At 66.3% G+C, this 22048-nt stretch carries 20 protein-coding genes; 12 read left to right on the plus strand and 8 right to left on the minus strand.

Annotated elements, in window-relative coordinates:
* Nucleotides 1–40: 40 nt before the first annotated feature.
* Entirely contained in the window at nt 41–1042 is a 1002-nt protein-coding gene (locus UU9_RS02825) for a polyprenyl synthetase family protein (RefSeq protein WP_007080204.1), read from the plus strand.
* 81 nt (nt 1043–1123) lie between these two features.
* Here the strand turns inward: UU9_RS02825 and UU9_RS02830 are convergent, their stop codons facing one another.
* Genes UU9_RS02830 through ubiH form a run of 3 tightly spaced genes read right to left on the minus strand, consistent with a single transcriptional unit; the run spans nt 1124 to nt 4368 of the window.
* Nucleotides 1124–1912, minus strand: a complete 789-nt coding sequence (locus UU9_RS02830; RefSeq protein WP_007080205.1) for a dienelactone hydrolase family protein — start codon at nt 1910–1912, stop codon at nt 1124–1126.
* A gap of 21 nt (nt 1913–1933) precedes the next feature.
* Entirely contained in the window at nt 1934–3142 is a 1209-nt protein-coding gene (locus UU9_RS02835; protein WP_007080206.1) for a UbiH/UbiF/VisC/COQ6 family ubiquinone biosynthesis hydroxylase, read from the minus strand.
* Nucleotides 3139–4368 (minus strand): 2-octaprenyl-6-methoxyphenyl hydroxylase, encoded by a 1230-nt coding sequence (gene ubiH, locus UU9_RS02840; protein WP_007080207.1) that lies wholly within the window; start codon nt 4366–4368, stop codon nt 3139–3141. Before ubiH ends, UU9_RS02835 begins: the two co-directional genes overlap by 4 nt.
* An 84-nt stretch (nt 4369–4452) precedes the next feature.
* Here ubiH and UU9_RS02845 point away from each other — a divergent pair, with 84 nt between their 5' ends.
* The 3 genes from UU9_RS02845 to UU9_RS02855 are packed head-to-tail and all read left to right on the plus strand — an operon-like array spanning nt 4453 to nt 6569.
* The gene (locus UU9_RS02845; RefSeq protein ID WP_007080208.1) at nt 4453–5058 is read left to right on the plus strand and encodes a hypothetical protein; all 606 of its coding nucleotides are present in this window, start codon (nt 4453–4455) and stop codon (nt 5056–5058) included.
* Between the two features lie 6 nt (nt 5059–5064).
* A complete protein-coding gene (locus tag UU9_RS02850; RefSeq protein ID WP_007080209.1) occupies nt 5065–5640 on the plus strand; it encodes a cob(I)yrinic acid a,c-diamide adenosyltransferase in 576 nt (191 codons plus the stop codon).
* Between the two features lie 8 nt (nt 5641–5648).
* On the plus strand, nt 5649–6569 hold the full coding sequence (locus tag UU9_RS02855) for a histone deacetylase family protein (RefSeq protein ID WP_007080210.1): 921 nt from the start codon (nt 5649–5651) through the stop codon (nt 6567–6569).
* A gap of 27 nt (nt 6570–6596) precedes the next feature.
* On the opposite strand, the gene msrB is transcribed toward UU9_RS02855, so the two are convergent.
* The gene (msrB, locus tag UU9_RS02860; protein ID WP_007080211.1) at nt 6597–6995 is read right to left on the minus strand and encodes a peptide-methionine (R)-S-oxide reductase MsrB; all 399 of its coding nucleotides are present in this window, start codon (nt 6993–6995) and stop codon (nt 6597–6599) included.
* 94 nt (nt 6996–7089) lie between these two features.
* Between msrB and UU9_RS02865 the strand changes: the two genes are divergently transcribed.
* From UU9_RS02865 to UU9_RS02895, 7 genes are all read left to right on the plus strand, one after another.
* On the plus strand, nt 7090–9432 hold the full coding sequence (locus UU9_RS02865; protein ID WP_007080212.1) for an LPS-assembly protein LptD: 2343 nt from the start codon (nt 7090–7092) through the stop codon (nt 9430–9432).
* A 23-nt stretch (nt 9433–9455) separates the two neighbouring features.
* The gene (locus tag UU9_RS02870) at nt 9456–10790 is read left to right on the plus strand and encodes a peptidylprolyl isomerase (RefSeq protein ID WP_007080213.1); all 1335 of its coding nucleotides are present in this window, start codon (nt 9456–9458) and stop codon (nt 10788–10790) included.
* 16 nt (nt 10791–10806) lie between these two features.
* Nucleotides 10807–11856 carry a 4-hydroxythreonine-4-phosphate dehydrogenase PdxA gene (gene pdxA / locus UU9_RS02875; protein ID WP_040670112.1) on the plus strand — a complete coding sequence of 350 codons (1050 nt, stop codon included), beginning with the start codon at nt 10807–10809 and terminating at the stop codon, nt 11854–11856.
* Nucleotides 11853–12641, plus strand: a complete 789-nt coding sequence (rsmA, locus tag UU9_RS02880; protein ID WP_007080215.1) for a 16S rRNA (adenine(1518)-N(6)/adenine(1519)-N(6))-dimethyltransferase RsmA — start codon at nt 11853–11855, stop codon at nt 12639–12641. The genes pdxA and rsmA overlap by 4 nt, the downstream gene beginning before the upstream one ends.
* Nucleotides 12642–12716: 75 nt before the next feature.
* Nucleotides 12717–13100: a Co2+/Mg2+ efflux protein ApaG gene (gene apaG / locus UU9_RS02885; RefSeq protein WP_040670114.1), complete on the plus strand. Its 384-nt coding sequence runs from the start codon at nt 12717–12719 to the stop codon at nt 13098–13100.
* 15 nt (nt 13101–13115) lie between these two features.
* Nucleotides 13116–13967, plus strand: coding sequence for a symmetrical bis(5'-nucleosyl)-tetraphosphatase (locus UU9_RS02890; protein ID WP_007080217.1), 852 nt, complete (start codon nt 13116–13118; stop codon nt 13965–13967).
* A gap of 127 nt (nt 13968–14094) precedes the next feature.
* Nucleotides 14095–14865, plus strand: coding sequence for a class I SAM-dependent methyltransferase (locus UU9_RS02895; protein WP_007080218.1), 771 nt, complete (start codon nt 14095–14097; stop codon nt 14863–14865).
* A 51-nt stretch (nt 14866–14916) separates the two neighbouring features.
* Here UU9_RS02895 and secA read toward each other — a convergent pair whose 3' ends face one another.
* A complete protein-coding gene (gene secA, locus UU9_RS02900) occupies nt 14917–17622 on the minus strand; it encodes a preprotein translocase subunit SecA (RefSeq protein ID WP_007080219.1) in 2706 nt (901 codons plus the stop codon).
* A 195-nt stretch (nt 17623–17817) separates the two neighbouring features.
* Nucleotides 17818–18747 (minus strand): M23 family metallopeptidase, encoded by a 930-nt coding sequence (locus UU9_RS02905; protein WP_007080220.1) that lies wholly within the window; start codon nt 18745–18747, stop codon nt 17818–17820.
* Nucleotides 18748–18771: 24 nt separating this feature from the next.
* On the opposite strand from UU9_RS02905, the gene UU9_RS02910 reads away from it, so the two are divergent.
* A complete protein-coding gene (locus tag UU9_RS02910; protein WP_040670115.1) occupies nt 18772–19254 on the plus strand; it encodes a DciA family protein in 483 nt (160 codons plus the stop codon).
* 232 nt (nt 19255–19486) lie between these two features.
* On the opposite strand, the gene lpxC is transcribed toward UU9_RS02910, so the two are convergent.
* Both lpxC and ftsZ read right to left on the minus strand, forming a co-directional pair.
* A complete protein-coding gene (gene lpxC / locus UU9_RS02915) occupies nt 19487–20401 on the minus strand; it encodes a UDP-3-O-acyl-N-acetylglucosamine deacetylase (RefSeq protein WP_007080222.1) in 915 nt (304 codons plus the stop codon).
* 407 nt (nt 20402–20808) lie between these two features.
* Nucleotides 20809–21996, minus strand: coding sequence for a cell division protein FtsZ (gene ftsZ, locus UU9_RS02920; RefSeq protein ID WP_007080223.1), 1188 nt, complete (start codon nt 21994–21996; stop codon nt 20809–20811).
* Nucleotides 21997–22048: the final 52 nt, after the last annotated feature.

Consider the following 22048-nt stretch of genomic DNA (forward strand, 5'->3'; position numbering starts at 1 on the left):
GGGCCCTATAATCGAACCGATAACCTCCTTGAATTTCCCCATGACCCCGATGCCAGCCGACGCCAGCCGCCCCGCCGACTTTGCCCGGGTGCGCGATCTTGCCGCGACCGACATGCAACGCGTCGACGCGCTGATCCGCCACCGCCTGTCCTCCGACGTGGTGCTGATCAACCAGATCGCCGACCACATCATTGCCGGCGGCGGCAAGCGCCTGCGCCCGATGCTGCACACGCTGGCCGCCGGCGCGGCCGGCTACAGCGGCGAGCAGCACGTGAAGCTGGCGGCGGTGATCGAGTTCATCCACACCTCCACCCTGCTGCACGACGACGTGGTCGACGAATCGGACCTGCGCCGCGGCCGCAAGACCGCCAATGCGCTGTGGGGCAATGCGGCCAGCGTGCTGGTGGGCGATTTCCTGTATTCGCGCTCGTTCCAGCTGATGGTGGAGCTGGACGACATGCGCATCATGCGCATCCTGGCCGACACCACCAACACCATCGCCGAGGGCGAGGTGCTGCAGTTGCTCAACATCGGCAACGCCGACGTCAGCGAGGCGGCGTACCTGGCCGTGATCGAGCGCAAGACGGCGGTGCTGTTTGCCGCCGCCACCGAGCTGGGCGGCATCCTGGGCGGCCTGCCGCAAACGCAGGTGGACGCGCTGCGCCGCTACGGCATGGAGCTGGGCTACGCATTCCAGATCGCCGACGACCTGCTCGACTACGTCTCCAGCCCCGAGGCACTGGGCAAGAACATCGGCGACGACCTGGCCGAGGGCAAGCCCACGCTGCCGGTGATCTACGCGCTGGAAAAGGCCAGCCCGGATCAGGCGCAGTCGCTGCGCCATGCGATCGAACACGGCGGCCTGGATTCGCTGGACCGCATCATCGCCTCGATCCGCGACTCCGGCGCGCTGGAGCGCACCCGCGAGCGCGCCTTCGCCCATGCGCAGGCGGCCCGCGATGCGCTGGCCGCACTACCCGCTTCCGACTATCGCGACGCCCTGGCCACCCTGGCCGATTATTCGGTGCAGCGCACCTTCTGAGCCCGAGATTTTTTGTGGGAGCGGCTTCAGCCGCGATGCCTTTCGCCCATCTCGACAGAAAAGCACCGCGACCAGATTCGCCTACGGCTTGCCCGCAAACGACTCATGCAACCAGTCATGCATCAGCCGATAGCTGCGCCTGGCGATGGGTTCGTCGTAGCGGCAACCGGGCGAGTTCTCGCCCACCTCGGTGAAGCAATGCACCGCGTGGCCGATCACCACGAACTGCCAGTCGGCCGGGCTCTGGCGCATTTCATCCATGAACGCGTCGGCGGCCGGCATGGTGCCCTTGTCGTCGGCACCGTTCAGCACCAGCACGCGCGCCTTGATGTTTTTCGCCAGCGCCGGGTTGTCGGTATCCAGCCCGCCATGGAATGACACCACCGCTCCGACGTCGGCACCGCTGCGGGCCAGGTCCAGCACCGCGCTGCCACCGAAACAGAAGCCGATCGCACCCAGCCGGGCAACGTCGAGCGGCGCCGTGCCGGCCTGCGCTTTCAGCTGATCGAGCGCGTGGCCGATGCGCTGGCGCATCAGCGCGCGGTCGGCGTACAGCGGCTTCACCGCAGCCTGCGCCTCGCTGAAGGAGGTGGGCCGGATCTTTTCACCGTACATGTCGGTGAGCAGGATCACGTAGTCGCTGCCGGCGATCGCCTCGGCTTTTTTCACCGCGCCATCGTTCACGCCGTACCAGTTCGGCACCATCACCAGGCCCGGGCGTTTCGCCATGGTGGCGTCGTCATAGATCAGCACGCTGTGGAATTTCGTGCCGTCTTGGGTCCAGTCCACGGCGCGCTGGACCATCTTCGCGTTGGCGGAAAACGCCGCGACGGCAAGCACGAGCAGGCAACACAATCGAACGATGCGCATGGGGTTGTCTCCGGTGGGTGGTTATTGCCCTGCCGCGTGTCCCGACAGCAGGCGTTTCAAGGGCGTGAGGCGATCGAGCAGGCGAACGCCGGCGCCACGCGCGGCCACCAGCGGTGACGATTGCCAGGCGTAGACCCGCGCCAGCGCGTCGAAACCCAGCGCGTCCAGCGTGTCGGCGCTGCGGCGGCGGCGGGCGTAGCGGCGCAGCACGTGCGCGGCGCCGATGTCGCGACCGGCGGCGCGCGCGGCCAGCAGCGTGTCGCGCAGTTCGGCCACGTCGCGCAGGCCCAGATTGACGCCCTGCCCGGCCAGCGGATGCACCGCGTGCGCCGCATCGCCCAGCAGCACGAAGCGATCGGTCTGGTAGCGCTCAGCCAGTTGCAGCTTCAACGGAAACGAGGCGCGCGGCGTGGTGCCGGTGACGCGGCCCAGCCGGAAATCGCTGGCCACGCCCAGGGCGTCACGGAAGGCTGCATCATCCAGCGCCAGCACGCGCTGCGCCTGCGCCTCGGGCAACGACCACACCAGCGAGCTGCGGCCATCGGCCAACGGCAGCAAGGCCAGCGGACCGTCAGGCAGGAAACGTTGCCATGCCGTGCTTTCATGAGGGCGCTCGGTATGCACATGAGCCACCACCGCGCGCTGCGCGTAATCGCGGCCACGCGTGCCGATGCCGGCCAGTTGGCGCAGTGGCGATGAGCCGCCGTCGGCCGCCACCAGCAGTGCCGCCGACAGGGTTTCGCCGTCGTCCAGCTGCAGCCGGACGTGATCCTCGCGCGCCTCGAAACCCTGCACCGCCGACGGACACAGGCGACGCACGCCAGCCGCTTCCAGCGCCTGCCACAACATCCACTGCACCAGATTGTTCTCGACGATAAAGCCCAGTTCCCGCCGACCTTCGGCCGCCGCATCGAAATCGATCGCCGCACCGCTGGCCGCATCCCATACGTGCATGTGCGCGTAGGCGGATGCGCGAGCATCGCGAATGGACGGCCAGACGCCGAGATCGTCCAGCAGCGCGACCGACGACGGCGCCAGGCCGACCACGCGCAAGTCCACCTCGTCCTGCAGCTGCCACGGAGCCGGCGCACGCGCTTCCAGCAACACCGTATCGAAGCCCGCGCGCGCCAGCGCCAGCGCGGTGGCGGCGCCCACCATGCCGCCGCCGACCACGGCAACGTCAGGCATCGCAGCGCGCCGGCGCGGCATTTCCCGCAACAGACGGTTCATGGCAAGCGCTCCAGCACGGCCAGCGGCGGTTCGCCGCGAAAACCCATGCCGCGCCGCGCCAGCGCGCGTTGCAGCGGTGGTACGCGGTCGCAGGCCAGCAACGCCAGCGAGCGCAACGGCCCCAACAGGGGCTGCGGCAGGCAGGCCAGCTGCACCAGGCCATGGCTCATCACCATGGTGCCCTCGCGATCCGCCGCGCGCCGCGCCGCATAGCCTCGCAACAGGTCGGCGGTGCCTGGATCGGCGGCGTTGGCCAACAGTTCGGACAACGTCAACGCATCGCGCAAGCCCAGGTTGAAGCCCTGCGCGCCGATCGGATGGATGGTCTGCGCCGCATTGCCAACCAGCACCGCACGCGGGCCGATCACCTGCTGCGCGGCAATGCGGTGGATGGCATAGGGATGCCGCCGGCCCGGCCGCGTCAGCCGACCCAGCCGCCAGCCGAAACGCTGCTGCGCCAGCGCGATGAAGCGCTCGTCATCCATCGCCGCCACCGCCTCGGCCTGCGCGGCAGGCACGGTAAGCACCAATCCGCAGCGGCGCTCGGCCAGCGGCAGCAACGCCACCGGGCCGTCATCGGCAAAGCGCTCGTAGGCGCGACCGTCGTGGTCGCGCTCCGGTGTGACGGTGCTGACAAACAGGGTTTGCTCGTAGTCGTGCCGTTCCGCGCCGATGCCCAGTTGCGTGCGCACGAACGATTCGCTGCCATCGGCCCCCACCAGCAAGGCCGCATCGACTTGGCGCACGCCATCGGCGGTGGCAATGCCGGCGCGCCAACCGTCCGCCAGCGGCTGCAGGGTTTGCAAGGTGGCGGGCGCCAGGCGCGTCAACCGGGTGCATTCGTCCAGCCGCCGCAACAACGCGGCACCCAGTTCGCGCGCCGGCAGGGTCCAGCCCAGCGCGTCCACGCCATGCCGGGCCGCGTCGATACGCGCGCTGCCGAACTCGCCCGCGCGGCTCACATGGATATGCCGGATCGCCGTGGCTCGTCCGGCGGCATGGCGCCATACGCCGATGGCCTCCAGGCCGTTGACGGTGGCGCGCGCCAGCGCCAGGTTGCGTTCGTCGTAGCTGGGCTGCTGGTCGGTGCGCGGCGCGGCGGTCTCCACCAGGGTGGCGGCGATGCCGGCCGCGTCCAGCGCGATGGCCAGGCTGGCGCCGACCAGGCCGCCGCCCACGATCAGCACGCCGGGGTCCGAGTGGGGAAAAGGCAGCGATGCATTCATCCGCCGATGATACCCGCGGCTTTCGTCGCGGCCACATTGGGCTAAACTGCGCTTCTATTTGATCGCCGCACATGGAGCCTCCGCATGCCCAAGACATCGACCCAGCGCCTGGGCATTTTCGTGGTTCTCGCCGTGGTGATGGCCGCCACCCGCATGCATCACTCGATCCTGCATCACTTCGATGCGCTGCCGGACGCGTCATGGGGCATTTTCTTCCTGGCCGGTTTCTGGCTGCGTGGGGCGGGCCGCTGGGCCTTTCCGTTGTTGATGGCCGAAGCGGTGCTGATCGATTACCTGGTGATTTCCGGCCAGGGCCTGAATTTCTGGAGCCATTACTGCATGTCGGCGGCCTACCTGGCCTTGCTGCCTGCCTACTTCAGCCTGTGGATGGGCGGCAGCCTGCTGGCGCGTTATCAGGTGGGCCTGCGGTTGCAGACGCTGGGCATGGCCGCGGTGGCTTTTCTGGCGAGCTGGGCCGTCTGCTATCTGCTGTCCAACGGCAGCTTCTACTGGCTGAGCGACAGCGTGCCGCTGCCCCGCAGCATGGCCGCGTGGTCGGCCAACATGGCGGACTGGTACCTGCCGTTCCTGCAGACCACGGCCTTGTACGTGGGCATCGGCGCCGTGCTGCATGTGCTGGCGACGCAGGTGTCGCGCGCGCTGAACGGCGCGGCTCACTCGTCCCGCTGATCGGCAATGGGCAACCGGCTGTCGCGGATCTACACCCGGACCGGCGATGACGGCAGCACCGGGCTGGGCGATGGTTCGCGGGTGGGCAAGGATTCGCTGCGGGTCACCGCCTACGGCACCGTCGACGAGCTCAACAGCACGATCGGCATGGTGCTGGCCACTGACGGCGTGCCGGATGAAGTACGCGAAGTCCTGACCCAGGTGCAGCACGACCTGTTCGACCTGGGCGGCGAGCTGTGCATTCCCGGCATGGAGATGGTGCAGGACAGCGACATCGCACGGCTGGAGTCGACCCTGGACGATCTCAACGAACCGCTGCCGCCACTGAAGGAATTCATCCTGCCCGGCGGCGGCATGGCGGCCGCCTGCGGCCACCTGGCGCGCACGGTCTGCCGCCGCGCCGAACGCGAAGTGGTGGCACTGGCACGCGCGGAAGACATCCGTGCGCAGCCGCAGCGCTATCTGAACCGGCTGTCCGACCTGCTGTTCGTGATCTGCCGCGTGCTGGCGCGCGCCAGCGGTCATGGCGAAGTGCTGTGGCAGCACGAACGCCGGCGGAAGCCCAAACCCGCCGCGGAATAGACCGCCGGATGATGCGGCTCTACACCCATGCCGATTGTCTGCAGCACGCTGGCGGCCTCGATCACGCCGAACGCCCTGCCCGCCTGCGCGCCGTGCTGCAGGCGCTGGACCACGACCGCTTTGCCGCACTCGATCGCATCGAGGCGCCACGCGCCAGCCGCGAACAGTTGTTGCGCGTGCACAGCGCCGCCCACGTCGATCGCATCCTGGCCCACGCCGGCGACAGCGAGTTGCACGCACTGGATGAGGACACCTGGATCGGCCCCGGCTCGGTCGAGGCGGCATTGCGCGCGGCCGGCGCCGTGGCGGCGGCGGTCGATGCGGTGATCGGCGGGCAGTGCGAGGCCGCGTTCTGCGCGGTGCGGCCGCCGGGCCACCACGCCACCCGCGATGAGGCGATGGGGTTCTGCCTGTTCAACAACGTAGCCGTGGGCGCGGCCCAGGCGTTCGCCGTGCACGGCTTGAAGCGGGTGGCGATCGCCGACTTCGATGTCCACCACGGCAATGGCACCCAGGCCATTTTCGAGCGCGAGCCGCGCGTGCTGTTCCTGTCCAGCCACCAGTCGCCGCTGTATCCCTCCAGCGGCGCCGAGGACGAATGCGGTGTGGGCAATATCGTCAACGGCACGCTGTCACCCGGCGCCGGCTCGCTGGAGTTCCGCGAGTTGTGGACGCACCGGCTGCTGCCGCGGCTGCACGCATTCAAGCCGCAACTGGTGCTGGTGTCGGCGGGTTTCGACGCACACCGGCAGGATCCGCTGGCCGACCTCCGGCTGGGCCAGGAGGACTACGCCTGGATCACCGATCAACTGCAGGCACTGGCCCGGCGCCATGCCGGCGGCCGGATCGTCTCCACGCTGGAAGGCGGCTACGACCTCGGCGCCCTGGCCGCCAGCGTCAGCGCCCATGTCGGCGCGCTGATGGCGTGACCGGAACGCCGAGGCCTTGTCGGGCCATCAGGCCGGCTTGAAATCCAGCGCGGTCGAGTTGATGCAGTAGCGCAGACCGGTCGGTGGCGGGCCATCGGGGAAGACGTGGCCCAGGTGCGAATCGCAGCGCGCACACACGACTTCGGTGCGGCGCATGCCGTGGCTGTCGTCGGACAGCTCGGCCACCGCCGCCGGCGCGATCGGCTGGAAATAGCTGGGCCAGCCACAGCCGGACCGGAACTTGCTGTCCGACCCGAACAGCTCGGCCTGGCAGGCCGCGCAAACGTAGGTGCCCGCGGCATCATGCTCATAGAACTTGCCACTGAACGGTGCCTCGGTTGCCGAACAGCGACAGGTGGCATATTGCTCGGGGCTCAATTGCGCCCGCCATTCGGCGTCCGACTTGGTGATTTTCTGTTCGGCCATGCTGAATCCTCGATCGGTTTCGAAAGTACCCGCCTGCCTTACATGGGGTCTTTCTGCTAGCTTAACGAGCCTTCGAAGTCGGCAGAATCCCATTGTGACGCGCAAGCTACCCCCACGACGCCTGCTGGCCGTTGCCGCCGCACTCGCCCTGATTGGCCACCAGGCCAGCGCGGAAACCGCGCAACCAGGCCCCGCCACCGCCGATAGCGCCGATACCGCATGCCCGCTGGGCACCTTCCATTGCCCGCCCAAGCCGCCCAGCTACGCGATGTGTCGGCCCAACGCGATGCTCGACTTCTACGACCCCACGCTGAGTCGTGACCCAAGCCTGCGCGAAACCAGCCCCACCAGCGTGCTGGCGCAGCACGTGGACAGCTCCGACCAGTCGGTCTACCACCTTTCCGGCGACGTCAAACTCGACCGCGCCGACCAGAAGCTGCAGGCCGACAGCCTCGATTACAACAACGTCAGCACCGACTACGACGCCCGTGGCAACGTGCGCTACCAGGAAGCGGGCCAGCTGCTTTCCGCCAGCCACATGCAGGGCAACACCAACGCCAGCCACGGCATCGCCCATGACGTGCGCTACCAGATGCTGGACGCGCGCGGCAACGGCGTCGCCGAGCAGGGCCAGATGTTCGACGCCCAGCGCACCCGCTACACCCGCGCCACCTATTCCACCTGCGACGTGGGTCACCACGTGTGGGAATTCCGCGCCAAATCGATCGCCATCGACAAGACCACCGGCGTGGGCGTGGCGCGCAACGCCACCATGCGCGTGGGCAAGGTGCCGTTTCTGTACCTGCCGTACATCTCCTTTCCGGTGAACGACCAGCGCAAGAGCGGCTTCCTGTACCCGGTCTTCGGCAAGAGCAGCCGCGGCGGCTTCGAGCTCAGCACGCCGTACTACCTGAACCTGGCGCCGAACTACGACGCCACCCTGGACCCGCGCATCTACACCGCGCGCGGCCCGATGCTGGGCGGTGAATTCCGCTATCTGTTCCCGCGCACCCGCGGCCAGTTCAACGTGCAGTACGTGCCGGACGATCGCGGTGAGCGGGTTGGCCTCGAAGATACCAAGGACACGGAACGTTACCTGGTCAACTTCAGCAACGTCACCAGGCTGTGGGGGAGCTGGAATCTGATCAGCTCGATCAACCGGGCCTCGGACAGCGGCTACTACTACGATTACGGCGAAGACCTGGCGACCACGGGCGCCGTGGTGCGCACGCTCAGTTCCAACGTGGCCGTGCGCGGTGCGGGAAAGTGGTGGAGTGCGGCCGTGGGCGCCACCGTCTACCAGAACGTAAACCCGTTCGTGACCGACGCGTCGCTGCAATACCGGCAACTTCCCTACGCGACGTTCTCGATGGATGTGCCGCTGGCGCCGTGGCTTGAATTCGGCATGGATACCGAGGCGGTCGCCTTTCGCAAGCCCGGCTACATCGAGGGTGAGCGCGAGGATCTGTACCCCTACCTGGCCGCTTATTTCGGCACCCCCGCGTGGTTCGTGCGACCCAAACTGGCGTACAGATATACCGCCTACCAGTTGAACGACGACTATTCGAAATACGGTGCCCGGTTCACCGAGCAATCGCCCACCCGCGCGCTGCCCATCGTCAGCGTCGACAGCGGGCTGGTGTTCGATCGCAGCACGTCGCTGTTCGGCAGCAGCTACACCCAGACGCTGGAACCGCGGCTGTATTACCTGTACGTGCCCTACCGCAACCAGAACAACCTGCCGGTGTTCGACACCCGGTTGATGTCTTTCGATTACTGGCAGCTGTTTTCGCCGAACCAGTTTTCAGGCGCCGACCGGCAGATGGACGCCAACAACCTCACCGCGGCGCTGACCAGCCGGCTGCTGGACGAGAACGGCGTGGAGCGGATGTCGGTCAGCCTGGGACAGATCCACTATTTCTCGCCGCAGCGTGTCGTCGGAAACGACTGGGTGCACTCGGCCTACGTGGCCCAGTTCGGCCTGCAGCTGAGCGACCGCTGGCGGTTGAACAGCAGCTACCAGTGGAGTCCGAATACCCGGAAGACCGAAATGGGCTCGTTTGAATTGCAGCGCCGCGTCGGCGACGACGGCATCCTCAACGTGTCCTACCACTATCGCCGCAACCTGCTGGAACAATATGGCGTTTCGGGAGTCTACCCACTCTCCGACCGCTGGCGGCTGGTGGGCGCGGTGGCGTGGTCGGTGCCCGATGGCCATTCGGTGGAAGCCGCGGCCGGCGTGCAGTACGACAGCTGCTGTGTGGCGTTGCGGCTGGTTGAACGCAATTACGTGAAGCAGAGCGGCTACGGCCTCCCTGCCGGCAGCGGCAACCAGCGCGACAACGCGATCATGTTCGAAATCGTCTTCAAGGGCCTCGGCTCATCCGGCCATCAGATCGACTCGCTCTTGCAGCGTGATATTCTCGGCTATCAATAATCGCATTACGCGGGCTTTCATCGATGAAGCAACTCCTCGCCTCCCTGCTGCTCGCCCTGGCGATCGCGCTCCCGGCCCATGCCCAGTTGCTGGCGCCTGCTGCACCGGCCAGCCAGCCGCTGGATCGCATCGTGGCGGTGGTGGACGAGGATGTGGTCCTGCAGAGCGAGCTGGACCAGGCCGTGGCCTCGGTACAGCAGCAGTACGCCGCCCATCCCGAACAGTTGCCGCCGCAGCAGGTCCTGCAGAAACAGGTGTTGAACCGCCTGGTGCTGATGAAACTGCAGATCGCGAAGGCACACGAGCAGGGCATTCGCGTATCCGATGCCGACGTCGACCAGGCCGTCGCGGCCGTGGCGGCGCAGAACAGGATCACGCCGGAACAACTGCGCATGGAAGTGGAACGCAGCGGCGACAGCTATGCGGCATTCCGCAGCCAGCTGAGCGATCAGCTGATGGTGCAGCGCCTGCGCCAGAGCGTGGTGCAGAGTGCGGTCACGGTCACCGACAGCGAGATCAACAACCTGCTGAGCAGCCCCACCTACAAGGCCGGTGAAGTCCATCTGGCCCACATCCAGATCAGCATCCCCGGCGGCGCCGACGCGGCGGCCATCCAGGCCAGCGCGCAGAAAGCGCAGCAGGCACTCGATGCCATCAAGGGCGGGATGGATTTCAACGCCGCGGCGATCCGCTACTCCGACGCCCCCGATGCGCTCGATGGCGGCGACCTGGGCTGGCGCAAGCTCGACGAGATCCCGCCGGCATTCGCCGAAACGCTGGCGCCCATGAAGCCCGGCGACGTCAGCAACGCACTGCGAGGCCCCACCGGCTTCCACATCCTGAAGCTGATCGGGCAACGCGAGCCCAGCAAGCAGATCGTCACCGAGTTCCACGCACGGCAGATCCTGATCAAGCCCAGCGAACTGATGACGCCGGCCCAGGCCGAGCAGAAAGCGCGCGACCTGTACGACCGCATCGTCAACAAGCATGAAGACTTCGCCAAGCTGGCTAAGGAAGATTCCGACGACGACACCACCGCCAATGCCGGCGGCGACATGGACTGGTTCCCGCAGAAGGCCTGGGGCGCGACCATTGCCGCGCAGCTGGGCAACCTGAAGGACGGTGAGGTGTCCCAACCGTTCCAGAGCGAAGCGGGCTGGCACATCCTGGAGCGTCTTGGCACGCGCCAGAGCGACCAGACCGTCGAGCTTGAGCGCGGCGAGGCGCGCCAGGCCATCGGCAATCGCAAGGCCGAGCAGGCCTACGACGACTATCTGCGCGACATCCGCTCCAATGCCTACGTGCACATCGTCGTGCCCGAGTTGCGCGACGCCGACACCGACAGCGCTTCCTCGTAATACCCGCGACATGCCGATGTCCCTGCCACGGCTCGCCCTCACCGCGGGCGAACCCGCGGGCGTCGGCCCCGAACTGCTGATCCGGCTGGCGGCCACGCCGCTGGCCGCCACGCTGGTGGCGATCACCGATCGCGCCCTGCTGCAACGCGCGGCCGCACGATGCGGCGTGGCGATCGAATTGATCGACGACGATGGCAGCGCACCCGCCGATCGCGCGGCGGGCACTCTCCGCGTTCGGCATGTGCCGCTGGAAGCGGAAGAAGTTCCGGGCCAGCCCGATCCCCGCAACGCCGGGCACGTGCTGACCACCCTCGCCACCGCCGCCGACGGCTGCATGGCGGGAAGCTATGCCGCGGTGGTCACCGCGCCGCTGCAGAAATCATCGATCAACGACGCAGGCATTCCCTTCAGCGGACACACCGAGTTCTTCGCCGAACGGGCGCAGGCCGACGTGGTGATGATGCTGGCCAGCCCCGAGCTGCGGGTGGCGCTGGCAACGACCCATCTGCCGCTGCGCGCGGTCGCGGATGCAATCACCACCCCGTTGCTGACCCGTGTGCTGCGCATCGTGCATGCCGAGTTGCGCGGGAAGTTCGGCTTGCCGCATCCCCGTATCGCCGTGCTGGGCATCAACCCCCATGCAGGCGAAGGCGGGCATATGGGGCGCGAGGAAATCGACACCGTGATTCCCGTGCTGGAGCAGCTACGCGCCGAGGGCATGCAATTGCTGGGGCCGCTCCCCGCCGACACCGCCTTCGTGCCGACCATGCGTCCGCGCTACGACGCGGTGCTGGCGATGTACCACGACCAGGCGCTGCCGGTGCTGAAGAGCGAGGCGTTCGACCGCACCGTCAACCTCACGCTCGGCCTGCCATTCATCCGCACCTCGGTCGATCACGGCACCGCGCTGGACCTGGCCGGCAGCGGCCGCGCCGATCCCTCCAGCCTGATCGCCGCGGCCAACATGGCATTGGATCTGGTGGCCCGTCGCGCCCTTCATCCCTTCCCTCCTCCCGGGGGAGATGAGCGCGATGACGGATCCGTCCTGCCGGGAACGACCACGTGAACGCGCGCCCCAAGAAAAGCTTCGGCCAGCACTTCCTGCACGACAGCCGCTACATCGACCGCATCGTCAGCGCCATGGCGCCGCGCGCCACCGACTTCGTGCTGGAAATCGGCCCTGGCGAGGGCGCGCTGACACTGCCGCTGCTGACGGCGGCCGGCAAGCTCACCGCCATCGAACTGGACACCGACCTGATCCCGGCGCTGCAGGTGCGCGCGGCCAGCGTCGGCGAGCTGCAGATCATCCATGCCGACGTCCTGAAGGTCGATTTCACCGCGCTGGCGCAGCGCCATGGCGTCGATCGGCTGCGTATCGCCGGCAACCTGCCGTACTACATCTCCAGCCCGATCCTGTTCCATTGCGTCGAGCACTTCGGTGCGATCGCGGACATGCACTTCATGCTGCAGAAGGAAGTGGTCGAACGGATGGCCGCCGAACCCGGCAGCAAGGTCTACGGCCGGCTGTCGGTGATGTTGCAACTGGCCTGCCGCGTGGAGCCGCTGTTCACCGTGCCGCCCGAAGCCTTCCGGCCGCCGCCCAAGGTGGAATCGGCGGTGGTGCGACTGGTGCCGCTGGCGCCGCAGGATCGCCACGATGCCGATGCGGGCGACGTCTACACCGTGGTCAAGGCGGCCTTCGCGCAGCGGCGCAAGACCCTCAACAATGCGCTCAAGCAACTGATGGACACCGAGGCGATCCGCCGTGCCGGGGTCGAGCCGGGTGCCCGCGCCGAGACGCTCGCGCCCGGGGATTTCGTGCGACTGGCGAAAATCTACGGCGGCCAGTGACCCTTCCTGCATCCTCGTGTGCGATTGCGCCACGCGCCGTGCCCCATGCACGGCGACAAGCCCTACAATCCGGACATGACTGAGAAATCTTCCTACACGATCGATGTGCAGGTCGAAACACGTTTCGTCCCCGATCAATCCAAACCCGGCGACAACCGCTACGTTTTCGCCTACACCATCACGCTGCGCAACGCCGGCGATGTGCCCGCGCGATTGCTCACGCGGCACTGGATGATCACCGACGCGAACGGCAAGGTCGACGAAGTGCGCGGCGACGGCGTGGTCGGCGAGCAGCCGTGGATTCGCCCCGGCGACGCCTTCGAATACACCTCCGGCGCGGTGCTGGAAACCTCGGTGGGTACGATGGGCGGCAGCTACCAGATGCTGGCCGACGACGGCACCGAATTCGACGCGCCCATTCCCACCTTCACCCTGTCCATTCCGCGTACGCTGCATTGATGGACGCGTTCTGACATGGCCACCTACGCCATTGGCGACGTGCAGGGTTGCTATCCCGAGTTGCAACGGCTGCTGGAGAAGCTGCGTTTCGATACGGCGCAGGACGAGCTGTGGTTTTGCGGCGACCTCGTCAACCGTGGCGGGCAGTCGCTGGAGACGTTGCGGCTGATCCATCAACTGCGCGAATCCAGCGTGGTCACGCTGGGCAATCACGACCTGAGCCTGCTGGCAATCGCCCAGCGCAAGCCGGACGCGCAGGCGCGGGTGAATCCCGAATTGCGCGAAGTCCTGTTTGCGCATGACGCGCCGGTGCTGTTCGAGTGGATGCGCTCGCAGAAGCTGCTGCATCACGACGAGAAGCTCAACTGGACGATGATCCATGCGGGCCTGGCGCCGATCTGGACCTTGCGCCAGGCCCAGCGGGCGGCGCAGGAGGTGGAACGTGAGCTCTCCAGTCCGCGCCATCCCCGGCTGCTGCGCAACCTTTTCGGCAACCGCCCCGCCGTCTGGTCCAGCCGCCTGCAGGGCATGGATCGCCACCGCGCCACCATCAACACGTTGACCCGCATGCGCTATTGCGACGTCAACGGCCGCATCGATTTCGACGCCAAGGGTGTGCCCGGCACACAGAAACCCGGGCTTTATCCCTGGTTCGAGGTGCCCGGCATGCGCCGGCGCGATACGCGCATCGTTTGCGGCCACTGGTCGGCGCTGGACCGCTTCGCCGGCTTTGGCGTCCACGCCATCGATACCGGCTGCGTCTGGGGCGGCAAGCTCACCGCGCTGCGACTGGATGCCGAAGAACTCCAGTACATCACGGTCGACGCGGAACCCCATCGCGTACGTCCACCCGGCGGCGGCGACTGAGTCCATCGCATCGCGTGTTGCACGGCATCGGCTGTACCCACCCGAGCATCCGGGACGCGGCGCATTGACCGATGCAAACGCGTCGCGTCGCGTGCTAGTTTGCTGCTCCGCAACATGAGCGAGCGCCATGGAACATCACGACAAGGTCGACCGGCAATTCGGTTCGCGCGCACAGGCCTACCTGGAAAGCGCGGTACACGCACGCGGGCAGGATTTGCAGCACCTGGCGGCACTCGCGGCGACGCTTTCGGCCGACGCGCGCATACTGGACATGGGTTGCGGTGCCGGCCACGCCAGTTTTGCGATGGCGCCCCATGTGGGTGAAGTGGTGGCCTACGACCTCTCGCGCGACATGCTTGCCGTGGTGCGCGACGCGGCGGCGCAGCGCGGGTTGCCCTCGGTGCGCACCGAGCAGGGGCCCGCGGAGCAATTGCCGTTCGAGGCCGGTGCGTTCGACCTCGTCGTCAGTCGCTACAGCGCCCACCATTGGAGCGATCCGGCCACCGCGCTGGGCGAAGCGGCCAGGGTGCTCAAGCCGGGTGGACACCTGTGCTTCATCGACGTGGTGGGTCCGCAAGGGCCTCACGCCATGCTGCTGGACACGCATCTGCAGGCGCTGGAGCTTCTGCGCGACACCTCACACGTGCGCGACTACAGCCCCGCCGAATGGCACGCGATGTTGCAGCGGGCGGGTTTCGAGTTGACCGCCGAACAGACCTGGCCGCTGGAGATCGAGTTCGCGAGCTGGGTCGCCCGCATGCGCACGCCGCCGGTACTGGAAGCGGCCATCCGCCATCTGCTGGCGGATGCACCGATGGAAGTGCAGCGTTACTACCGGATCCGGGCGACGCTCGATTTCACGCTGGAATCGGCGATGTTCACCGCGCGCCTGCCTTAAAAAAAAAGGCGGCCATGCGGGCCGCCTTTTTCTTTCAATCAACCGACATGGTCAGGACAGCTGGCCATGGCAGTGCTTGTACTTCTTGCCCGAGCCGCACGGGCACTGGTCGTTGCGGCCGACTTTTTCGCCCGTGACGGGCCGCATGGAGCCGCCGTTGGCGGGCAACGAGGATTCGCCCGGCGCGCCGCCACCGCTGGCCAGCATCTGCTTCTGCATGCGCTCGGCGAGGCGTTGCTGCTCGGCCTCCATAGCGGCCACTTCCTCCTCGCTGCGAATGCGGATGCGCGCCAGCATCTGCACCACTTCGGTCTTGATCCGGTTGAGCATCTCGGAGAAAAGCTTGAACGACTCGCGCTTGAACGCCTGCTTCGGATCCTGCTGGGCGTAGCCGACCAGGTAGATGCCCTGGCGCAGGTAATCCATGTTGGCCAGGTGGTCCTTCCAGGCGTTGTCGACCACGGTCAGCATGATGTGCTTTTCCAGCTGACGCATGGTTTCCGCGCCAATCTGCGCTTCCTTGGCCACGAACAAGGTGTCGAGCGCCTCGCGCACGTGCGCCAGGATGGCGTCGGCATCCACTTCCGCCTGCTGTTCCACCCAGTGGACGAGGTCGAGCGACAGACCGAACTGGCCCTCGAGCTCGCGGTTGAGCGCGGGGATATCCCACTGCTCGTCGATGCTCTCGGGCGGCACGTGGGTGCGCACGATGGACTGCACCACGTCCTCGCGGATGTCGGCCACGGTAGCGGCCACTTCCTCGCCTTCGAGCAGTTCGTTGCGCTGGCCGTAGATCACCTTGCGCTGGTCGTTGGCGACGTCGTCGAATTCCAGCAGGTGCTTGCGGATATCGAAGTTGTGCTGCTCGACCTTGCGCTGCGCCTTCTCGATCTGCCGGCTGATCATGCGATCTTCCAGCGAGTCGTCGTCCTTCATGCCGAAGCGCTTCATCCAGCGCACCAGGCCTTCGCCGCCGAAGATGCGCAGCAGGTTGTCTTCCAGCGACAGGTAGAAACGTGAGGAACCCGGATCGCCCTGGCGGCCGGAACGGCCACGCAGCTGGTTGTCGATGCGCCGCGATTCGTGCCGCTCGGTGCCGATGATGTGCAGGCCGCCGGAGGCCAGGACCTGGTCGTGCAGCTTTTTCCAATCGGCCTTGACGCGGGCGCGATCGACCTCGCTGGCACCTTCGGGCAACGCGGCCAGCGCCACTTCCAGGCTGCCGCCCAACACGATATCGGTACCGCGGCCGGCCATGTTGGTGGCGATGGTGACCTGCCCCGGCGCACCCGCCTGGGCCACGATTTGCGCTTCGCGTTCATGCTGCTTGGCGTTCAGTACCTCGTGGGCCACGGCGGCCTTGTCCAACAGCCCGGAAAGCAGCTCGGACACCTCGATCGACGTGGTACCCACCAGCACCGGCTGCCCGCGCTTGTGGCAGGCCTTGATGTCCTCGATCACCGAGTTGTACTTCGGTGTCTGCGACAGGAAGATCATGTCCGGGTTGTCCTTGCGGATCATCGGCTTGTGGGTGGGAATGACCACCACCTCCAGGCCGTAGATGCTCTGGAACTCGAACGCCTCGGTGTCGGCCGTGCCGGTCATGCCGGCCAGCTTCTTGTACATGCGGAACAGGTTCTGGAACGTCACCGTGGCCAGGGTCTGGTTCTCGCGCTGGATCGGCACGCCTTCCTTCGCCTCGACCGCCTGATGCAGGCCGTCGGACCAGCGCCGGCCGGTCAGGGTGCGGCCGGTGAACTCGTCCACGATCACCACTTCGCCATCGCGCACGATGTAATCGACGTCGCGCTGGTAGATGCCGTTGGCGCGCAGCGCGGCGTTGAGGTGATGCACCACCGCCAGGTTCTTGGAGTCGTACAGGCCGCTGTCCTGGTCGATCACGCCGGCGGCGCGCAGCAGCTCGTCGGCGTGCTGCATGCCTTCCTCGGACAGGTGCACCTGCTTCTGCTTTTCGTCGACCCAGTAGTCGCCGCTGCCTTCTTCCTCGGTCTGGCGGATCATCTGCGGCACGATCTTGTTCAGCGCGATGTACAGCGCCGGGGAATCCTCGGCCGGGCCGGAGATGATCAGCGGCGTGCGCGCCTCGTCGATCAGGATCGAGTCGACCTCGTCGACGATCGCGTAATTCAGGCTGCGCTGGTAGCGCTGCTCCTTGCTCAGCGCCATGTTGTCGCGCAGGTAGTCGAAGCCGAATTCGTTGTTGGTGCCGTAGGTGATGTCGGCGGCGTACGCCGCGTTCTTGTCGGCGTGATCCATGCCCGGATACACCACGCCCACCTCCAGGCCCAGGAAGCTGTACAACTGACCCATCTGGGCCGAGTCGCGCCGCGCCAGGTAATCGTTGACGGTGACCACGTGCACGCCCTTGCCCTCGAGCGCATTGAGGTAGACCGGCAGCGTACCGACCAGGGTCTTGCCTTCACCGGTACGCATTTCGGCGATCTTGCCTTGATGCAGCACCATGCCGCCGATCATCTGCACGTCGTAGTGGCGCATGCCCAGCACGCGCTTGGCCGCCTCGCGCACCACGGCGAAGGCCTCGGGCAGCAGCTTGTCCAGCGATTCGCCCCCGGCGACGCGCTGCTTGAATTCCTCGGTCTTGCCGCGCAGTGCTTCGTCGCCGAGTTTCTCGAACTCGGGTTCCAGTGCGTTGATGCGGGCGACGGATCGGGAAAGCTGACGCAGCACGCGCTCGTTGCGGCTACCAAACAGGCTCGTCAAGGCACGATTGAACATCGATCTTCCGGGTAGATAAACGGGATGCCCGCCGACTGGCGCAGGCCAATCGGGCATATTACTACACACCCCAAGGGCGATCAGGAATGTGGTGATTCGGAATGGCGGTCGCGGCGCCGGTATTCAAGGGCGACGCGCCACGGTGACGGCCATCGGCCTCGGCCGAGCCATCACAAGGGGGATAGCGGGAGCGTTTCAGCGATGGCTGCGCACGTAGGTAAGCGGGTTGACCACTCGACCGCCGCGCCACACTTCGAAATGCAGATGCGACCCGGTCGAACGCCCGGTCGAACCCGCGTCCGAGATCACCTGACCCACGCGCACGCGCTGGCCCGGATGCGCCAGCAAGCTGCTGTTGTGCGCGTAGCGCGTCATGTAGCCGTTGCCATGGTCGATCTCTACCACCTTGCCGTAGCCGCGACGCACGCCGGTGAACGTCACCATGCCTGCGGCCACGGCGTGCACGGGCGTGCCCTTGGGCACCGCGATATCGATGCCGGTGTGGCGCGCCATATGGCCGTCGAAGGGGTCGGGGCGCGTGCCGAAATACGACGAGATATAGCCCTGGACCGGCATGCCCGTGGGTTTCAGGCTCGATTCGATGCGCGCGTCCAGCAACAGGCTTTGCAGCGCCGACAACTGCGCCTGCTGGCTGTCGAACTGTCCGGCAAGCTGGTCGATACTGGCTTCCAGCACCGGCGGCAGCGCATAGCCGGTTTCGCCGGCTTCCTCGATGCCGCCCACCGGGGGCGGCTGGTCAAAGCTGAACTCCCCGTCATCAAGCTTGCCGACCTGGGCCAGCCGCACGCCCAGCGCATTGAGGCGGGTCGATTGCGCCTGCAGCTGGCCGAGTTTCAGCGCCAGCGCGTCCAGTCCGCGCTCGGCGTCCTGGCGGACCCCGCTCAATTGCGCATCCTGTTGCTGGATCTGCTGCTGCAGTTCGTGGATGTGGGCCAACGTACGGTCCTGCGGGCTGGCGATGGTCAGCGCCAGCGCGGCCCCCACGCCAACGCAGCCGAGCAGCACGAATCCCGTGGCCGCATAGAGCTTCCAGCGCAGCCAGCGCCGGGAAAGATCGAGCGTGCGTGGCAACTTTCGATGACGTGAGACGAGTATGATTTGCATGAGTTTCCCAAGTCGAATCCCGCCGTGACGCAGTACGCCAACCCCGCTTCGCGCCGCCATGGCCACGGCCCGAAAGCCCTGGTCGATTGCGGCTCCTTCGCGGCCCTGGCCCGAAAGGCCGGCGCGCTGGAAGCGCTCGATCGCGCATTGCGTCAGACATTGCCCTTGCCGTTGCGCGACGAAGTACGTTTCGCCAACCTGCGCTACGGACGCCTTGTCTTCCTGGCAACCTCACCAGCCTGGGCGGCGCGCCTGCGATTGATGCAGACGCAGATCCTGGCCGCCGCCGATGCCATTGGCACCAACGCCAGTGCGATTACCGTGAAAGTGGTCCCCCAACCGCCGGCCCCTACCGAGCCGTCCCGATCAAAACCGCTTTCGCCTGCCGCCGCCGCCCATCTTCGGGCCACCGCAGCATCCATGACAGACCCCGAATTGCAGGGACTGTTCCTTGAATTGGCGTCCATCGCCGAACCTGCTGATTCCCCTTTTCCCCGGGCAAAGTAGCCACGAGTCGCCAAATGCGTCCTCGTCGGCTTGTGCGCCAGGAACCCCCCGTTGGCCGCCTGCGATCGCGGCCGAGGGGTTTTATAGCACGCGTTTGCGCCGCCAAGCACCTCGTCGATCACGAAAGTGTGAACTGACCCGGCCGACGAGCGGGCGCGGCGCATGCGAAAACGGCCCTGTCAGGGGGCTGACAGGGCCGTTGGGGTGTTTCCGGGTTAGCCGGGTGGTGGCGTCAGATCGCCTGGGCCGGATGCGCGTAGGAGATCGGCGAGGTGGCCGGATCGTCCTGATAGCTGACTTCTTCCCACGCCGAGGCGTCGGCGATCAGCGTGCGCAGCAGCTTGTTGTTGAGTTCGTGGCCGGATTTGTGCGCGTCGTAGGCGCCGATCAGGCTGTGACCCAGCAGATACAGGTCACCGATGGCATCGAGGATCTTGTGCTTCACGAACTCGTCCTCGTAGCGCAGGCCGTCCTCGTTCAGCACCCGGTAGTCATCCAGCACCACCGCGTTGTCCATCGAGGCGCCAAGCGCCAGGTTGTGTTCGCGCAACATCTCGATATCACGCATGAAACCGAAGGTGCGGGCGCGACTGACTTCCTTCACGAACGAGGTCGTGGAGAAGTCGATCTCGGCGCGCGAGGTGCGCTTGCTGATGATCGGATGGTTGAAGTCGATCGAGAAGCCCACCTTGAAACCGTCAAACGGCGTGAAGCTGGCCCATTTGTCGCCTTCCTGCACCTTGATCGGCTTCTTGATCCGGATGAAGCGCTTGGCGACGTTCTGCTCTTCGATGCCTGCCGATTGCAGCAGGAACACGAACGGACCGGCGCTGCCATCCATCACCGGCACTTCCGGTGCGGAAAGGTCGACATAGGCATTGTCGATGCCCAGCCCGGCCATGGCCGAGAGCAGGTGTTCCACCGTGGAAACACGCACGTCGCCCTTGGCCAGCGTGGTGGACCGGCGCGTGTCACCGACATTGTCGGGTCGCGCGTGGATTTCCACCGGGGGTTCGAGGTCGGTACGACGGAACACGATGCCCGTATTCGGCGCAGCCGGGCGCAGGGTCATGTAGACCTTGTCGCCAGTATGCAAACCCACGCCGGTGGCCCGGATGATGTTCTTGAGCGTACGCTGCTTGATCATTTTTGTTGGTACCTGTGTAGGTAGCAGCCAATCAGGGAGCGGATGCTAACACAGATTTAACCTGTGATAAAAGCAAACCGAACCGTACAGTCTGATTAAGCCTTCATGATTCCTTCATCCCTGCGGAAAGCGATCCGCGAAGCCGTCGTTCGGTAGTGGCGACGAAGCCGTTCGCAGCGACATGCCGCCGGAGCAAATGACATGTGGCGACGTATACGCCTGATCGCACATGCTCCGACACCATCCGCCTGTCGCAGTGAACCCACGCCGACTTTGGCCGCACGACGATCAGTCAGCGCGGCAACAACGCAACGACGCAACGCTGCAGCGCCGGATGCGGACAGCCGGCGCCAGGCAATGCTGAGATGGACAAGCTGTGCGTAGATTTGTTCAGTCTATGTGATACCTCAGTCAGCCTGGCGACGCAGGAAAGCGGGAATGTCGAGGTAGTCGATGTTCGGCTCGGCGTTGCGGGCCGGCGTGGCACCAGCATCGGCACGGTTGTGACCGGCCACCACGTCAGGCTGCGCATAATCGACCACTTCGTTGCCGGTGCCGGTACGCAGCACCACGGGGCGCGGACGCATCTGCACCTGCTGCTGGGTCTCGACCGCACGGATCGGCTGGCGCGATGCCGCGGCGCGGTTCAGGCCGGTGGCGACCACGGTGACGCGCACGTCGTCCTTCATTTCCGGGTCCATCGAGGTGCCGATCACCACGGTGGCGTCTTCGCTGGCAAAATCGTGGATAACCCGCCCAATTTCGTCGAATTCACGCATGGTGAGGTTCGGGCCGGCCGTCACGTTGACCAGGATGCCGCAGGCGCCGTTGAGGTTGACGTCTTCCAGCAGCGGGTTCTTGATCGCCGCCTCGGCGGCCGCCTGGGCGCGGTCGTCGCCGCACGCGGTGCCCGTGCCCATCATGGCCAGGCCCATTTCCGACATCACGGTGCGCACGTCGGCGAAGTCGACGTTGATCAGGCCGGGGGCGGTGATCAGGTCGGCGATGCCCTGCACGGCGCCTTGCAGCACGTCGTTGGCGGCCTTGAACGCGTTCAGCAGGGTGACTTCGCGGCCCAGCACGCTGAGCAGCTTTTCATTGGGAACGGTGATCAGCGAGTCCACGTGCTGCTGCAGATCCTCGATGCCCTTCAGCGCCACCTGCATGCGACGACGACCCTCGAACGGGAACGGCTTGGTGACCACAGCCACGGTGAGGATGCCCTTTTCCTTGGCCAGCTGCGCCACCACCGGAGCCGCGCCGGTGCCGGTGCCGCCGCCCATGCCGGCGGTGATGAACACCATGTCGGCGCCTTCCAGCATGGCCTCGATGCGTTCACGATCCTCCAGCGCGGCCTGCCGGCCGACTTCCGGGTTGGCGCCGGCGCCGAGGCCCTTGGTGACGTTGCCGCCCAATTGCAGATGCGTGCGCGAGCCGCAGCTGGTCATGGCCTGGGCGTCGGTGTTGGCGACGATGAATTCCACGCCCTCGATGTTGGCGTTGAGCATGTGGGCCACGGCATTGCCGCCGCCACCGCCGACACCGATCACCTTGATCACCGCGTTGGGTGCGAGTTTTTCGATCATTTCAAACATTTCCCGTTCTCCGTAGAGTTGTTGTCGTTGTAACCGTGAGTACGGCTCCTGC

The sequence above is a fragment of the Rhodanobacter fulvus Jip2 genome, assembly GCF_000264315.1.
Classification (GTDB): domain Bacteria; phylum Pseudomonadota; class Gammaproteobacteria; order Xanthomonadales; family Rhodanobacteraceae; genus Rhodanobacter; species Rhodanobacter fulvus.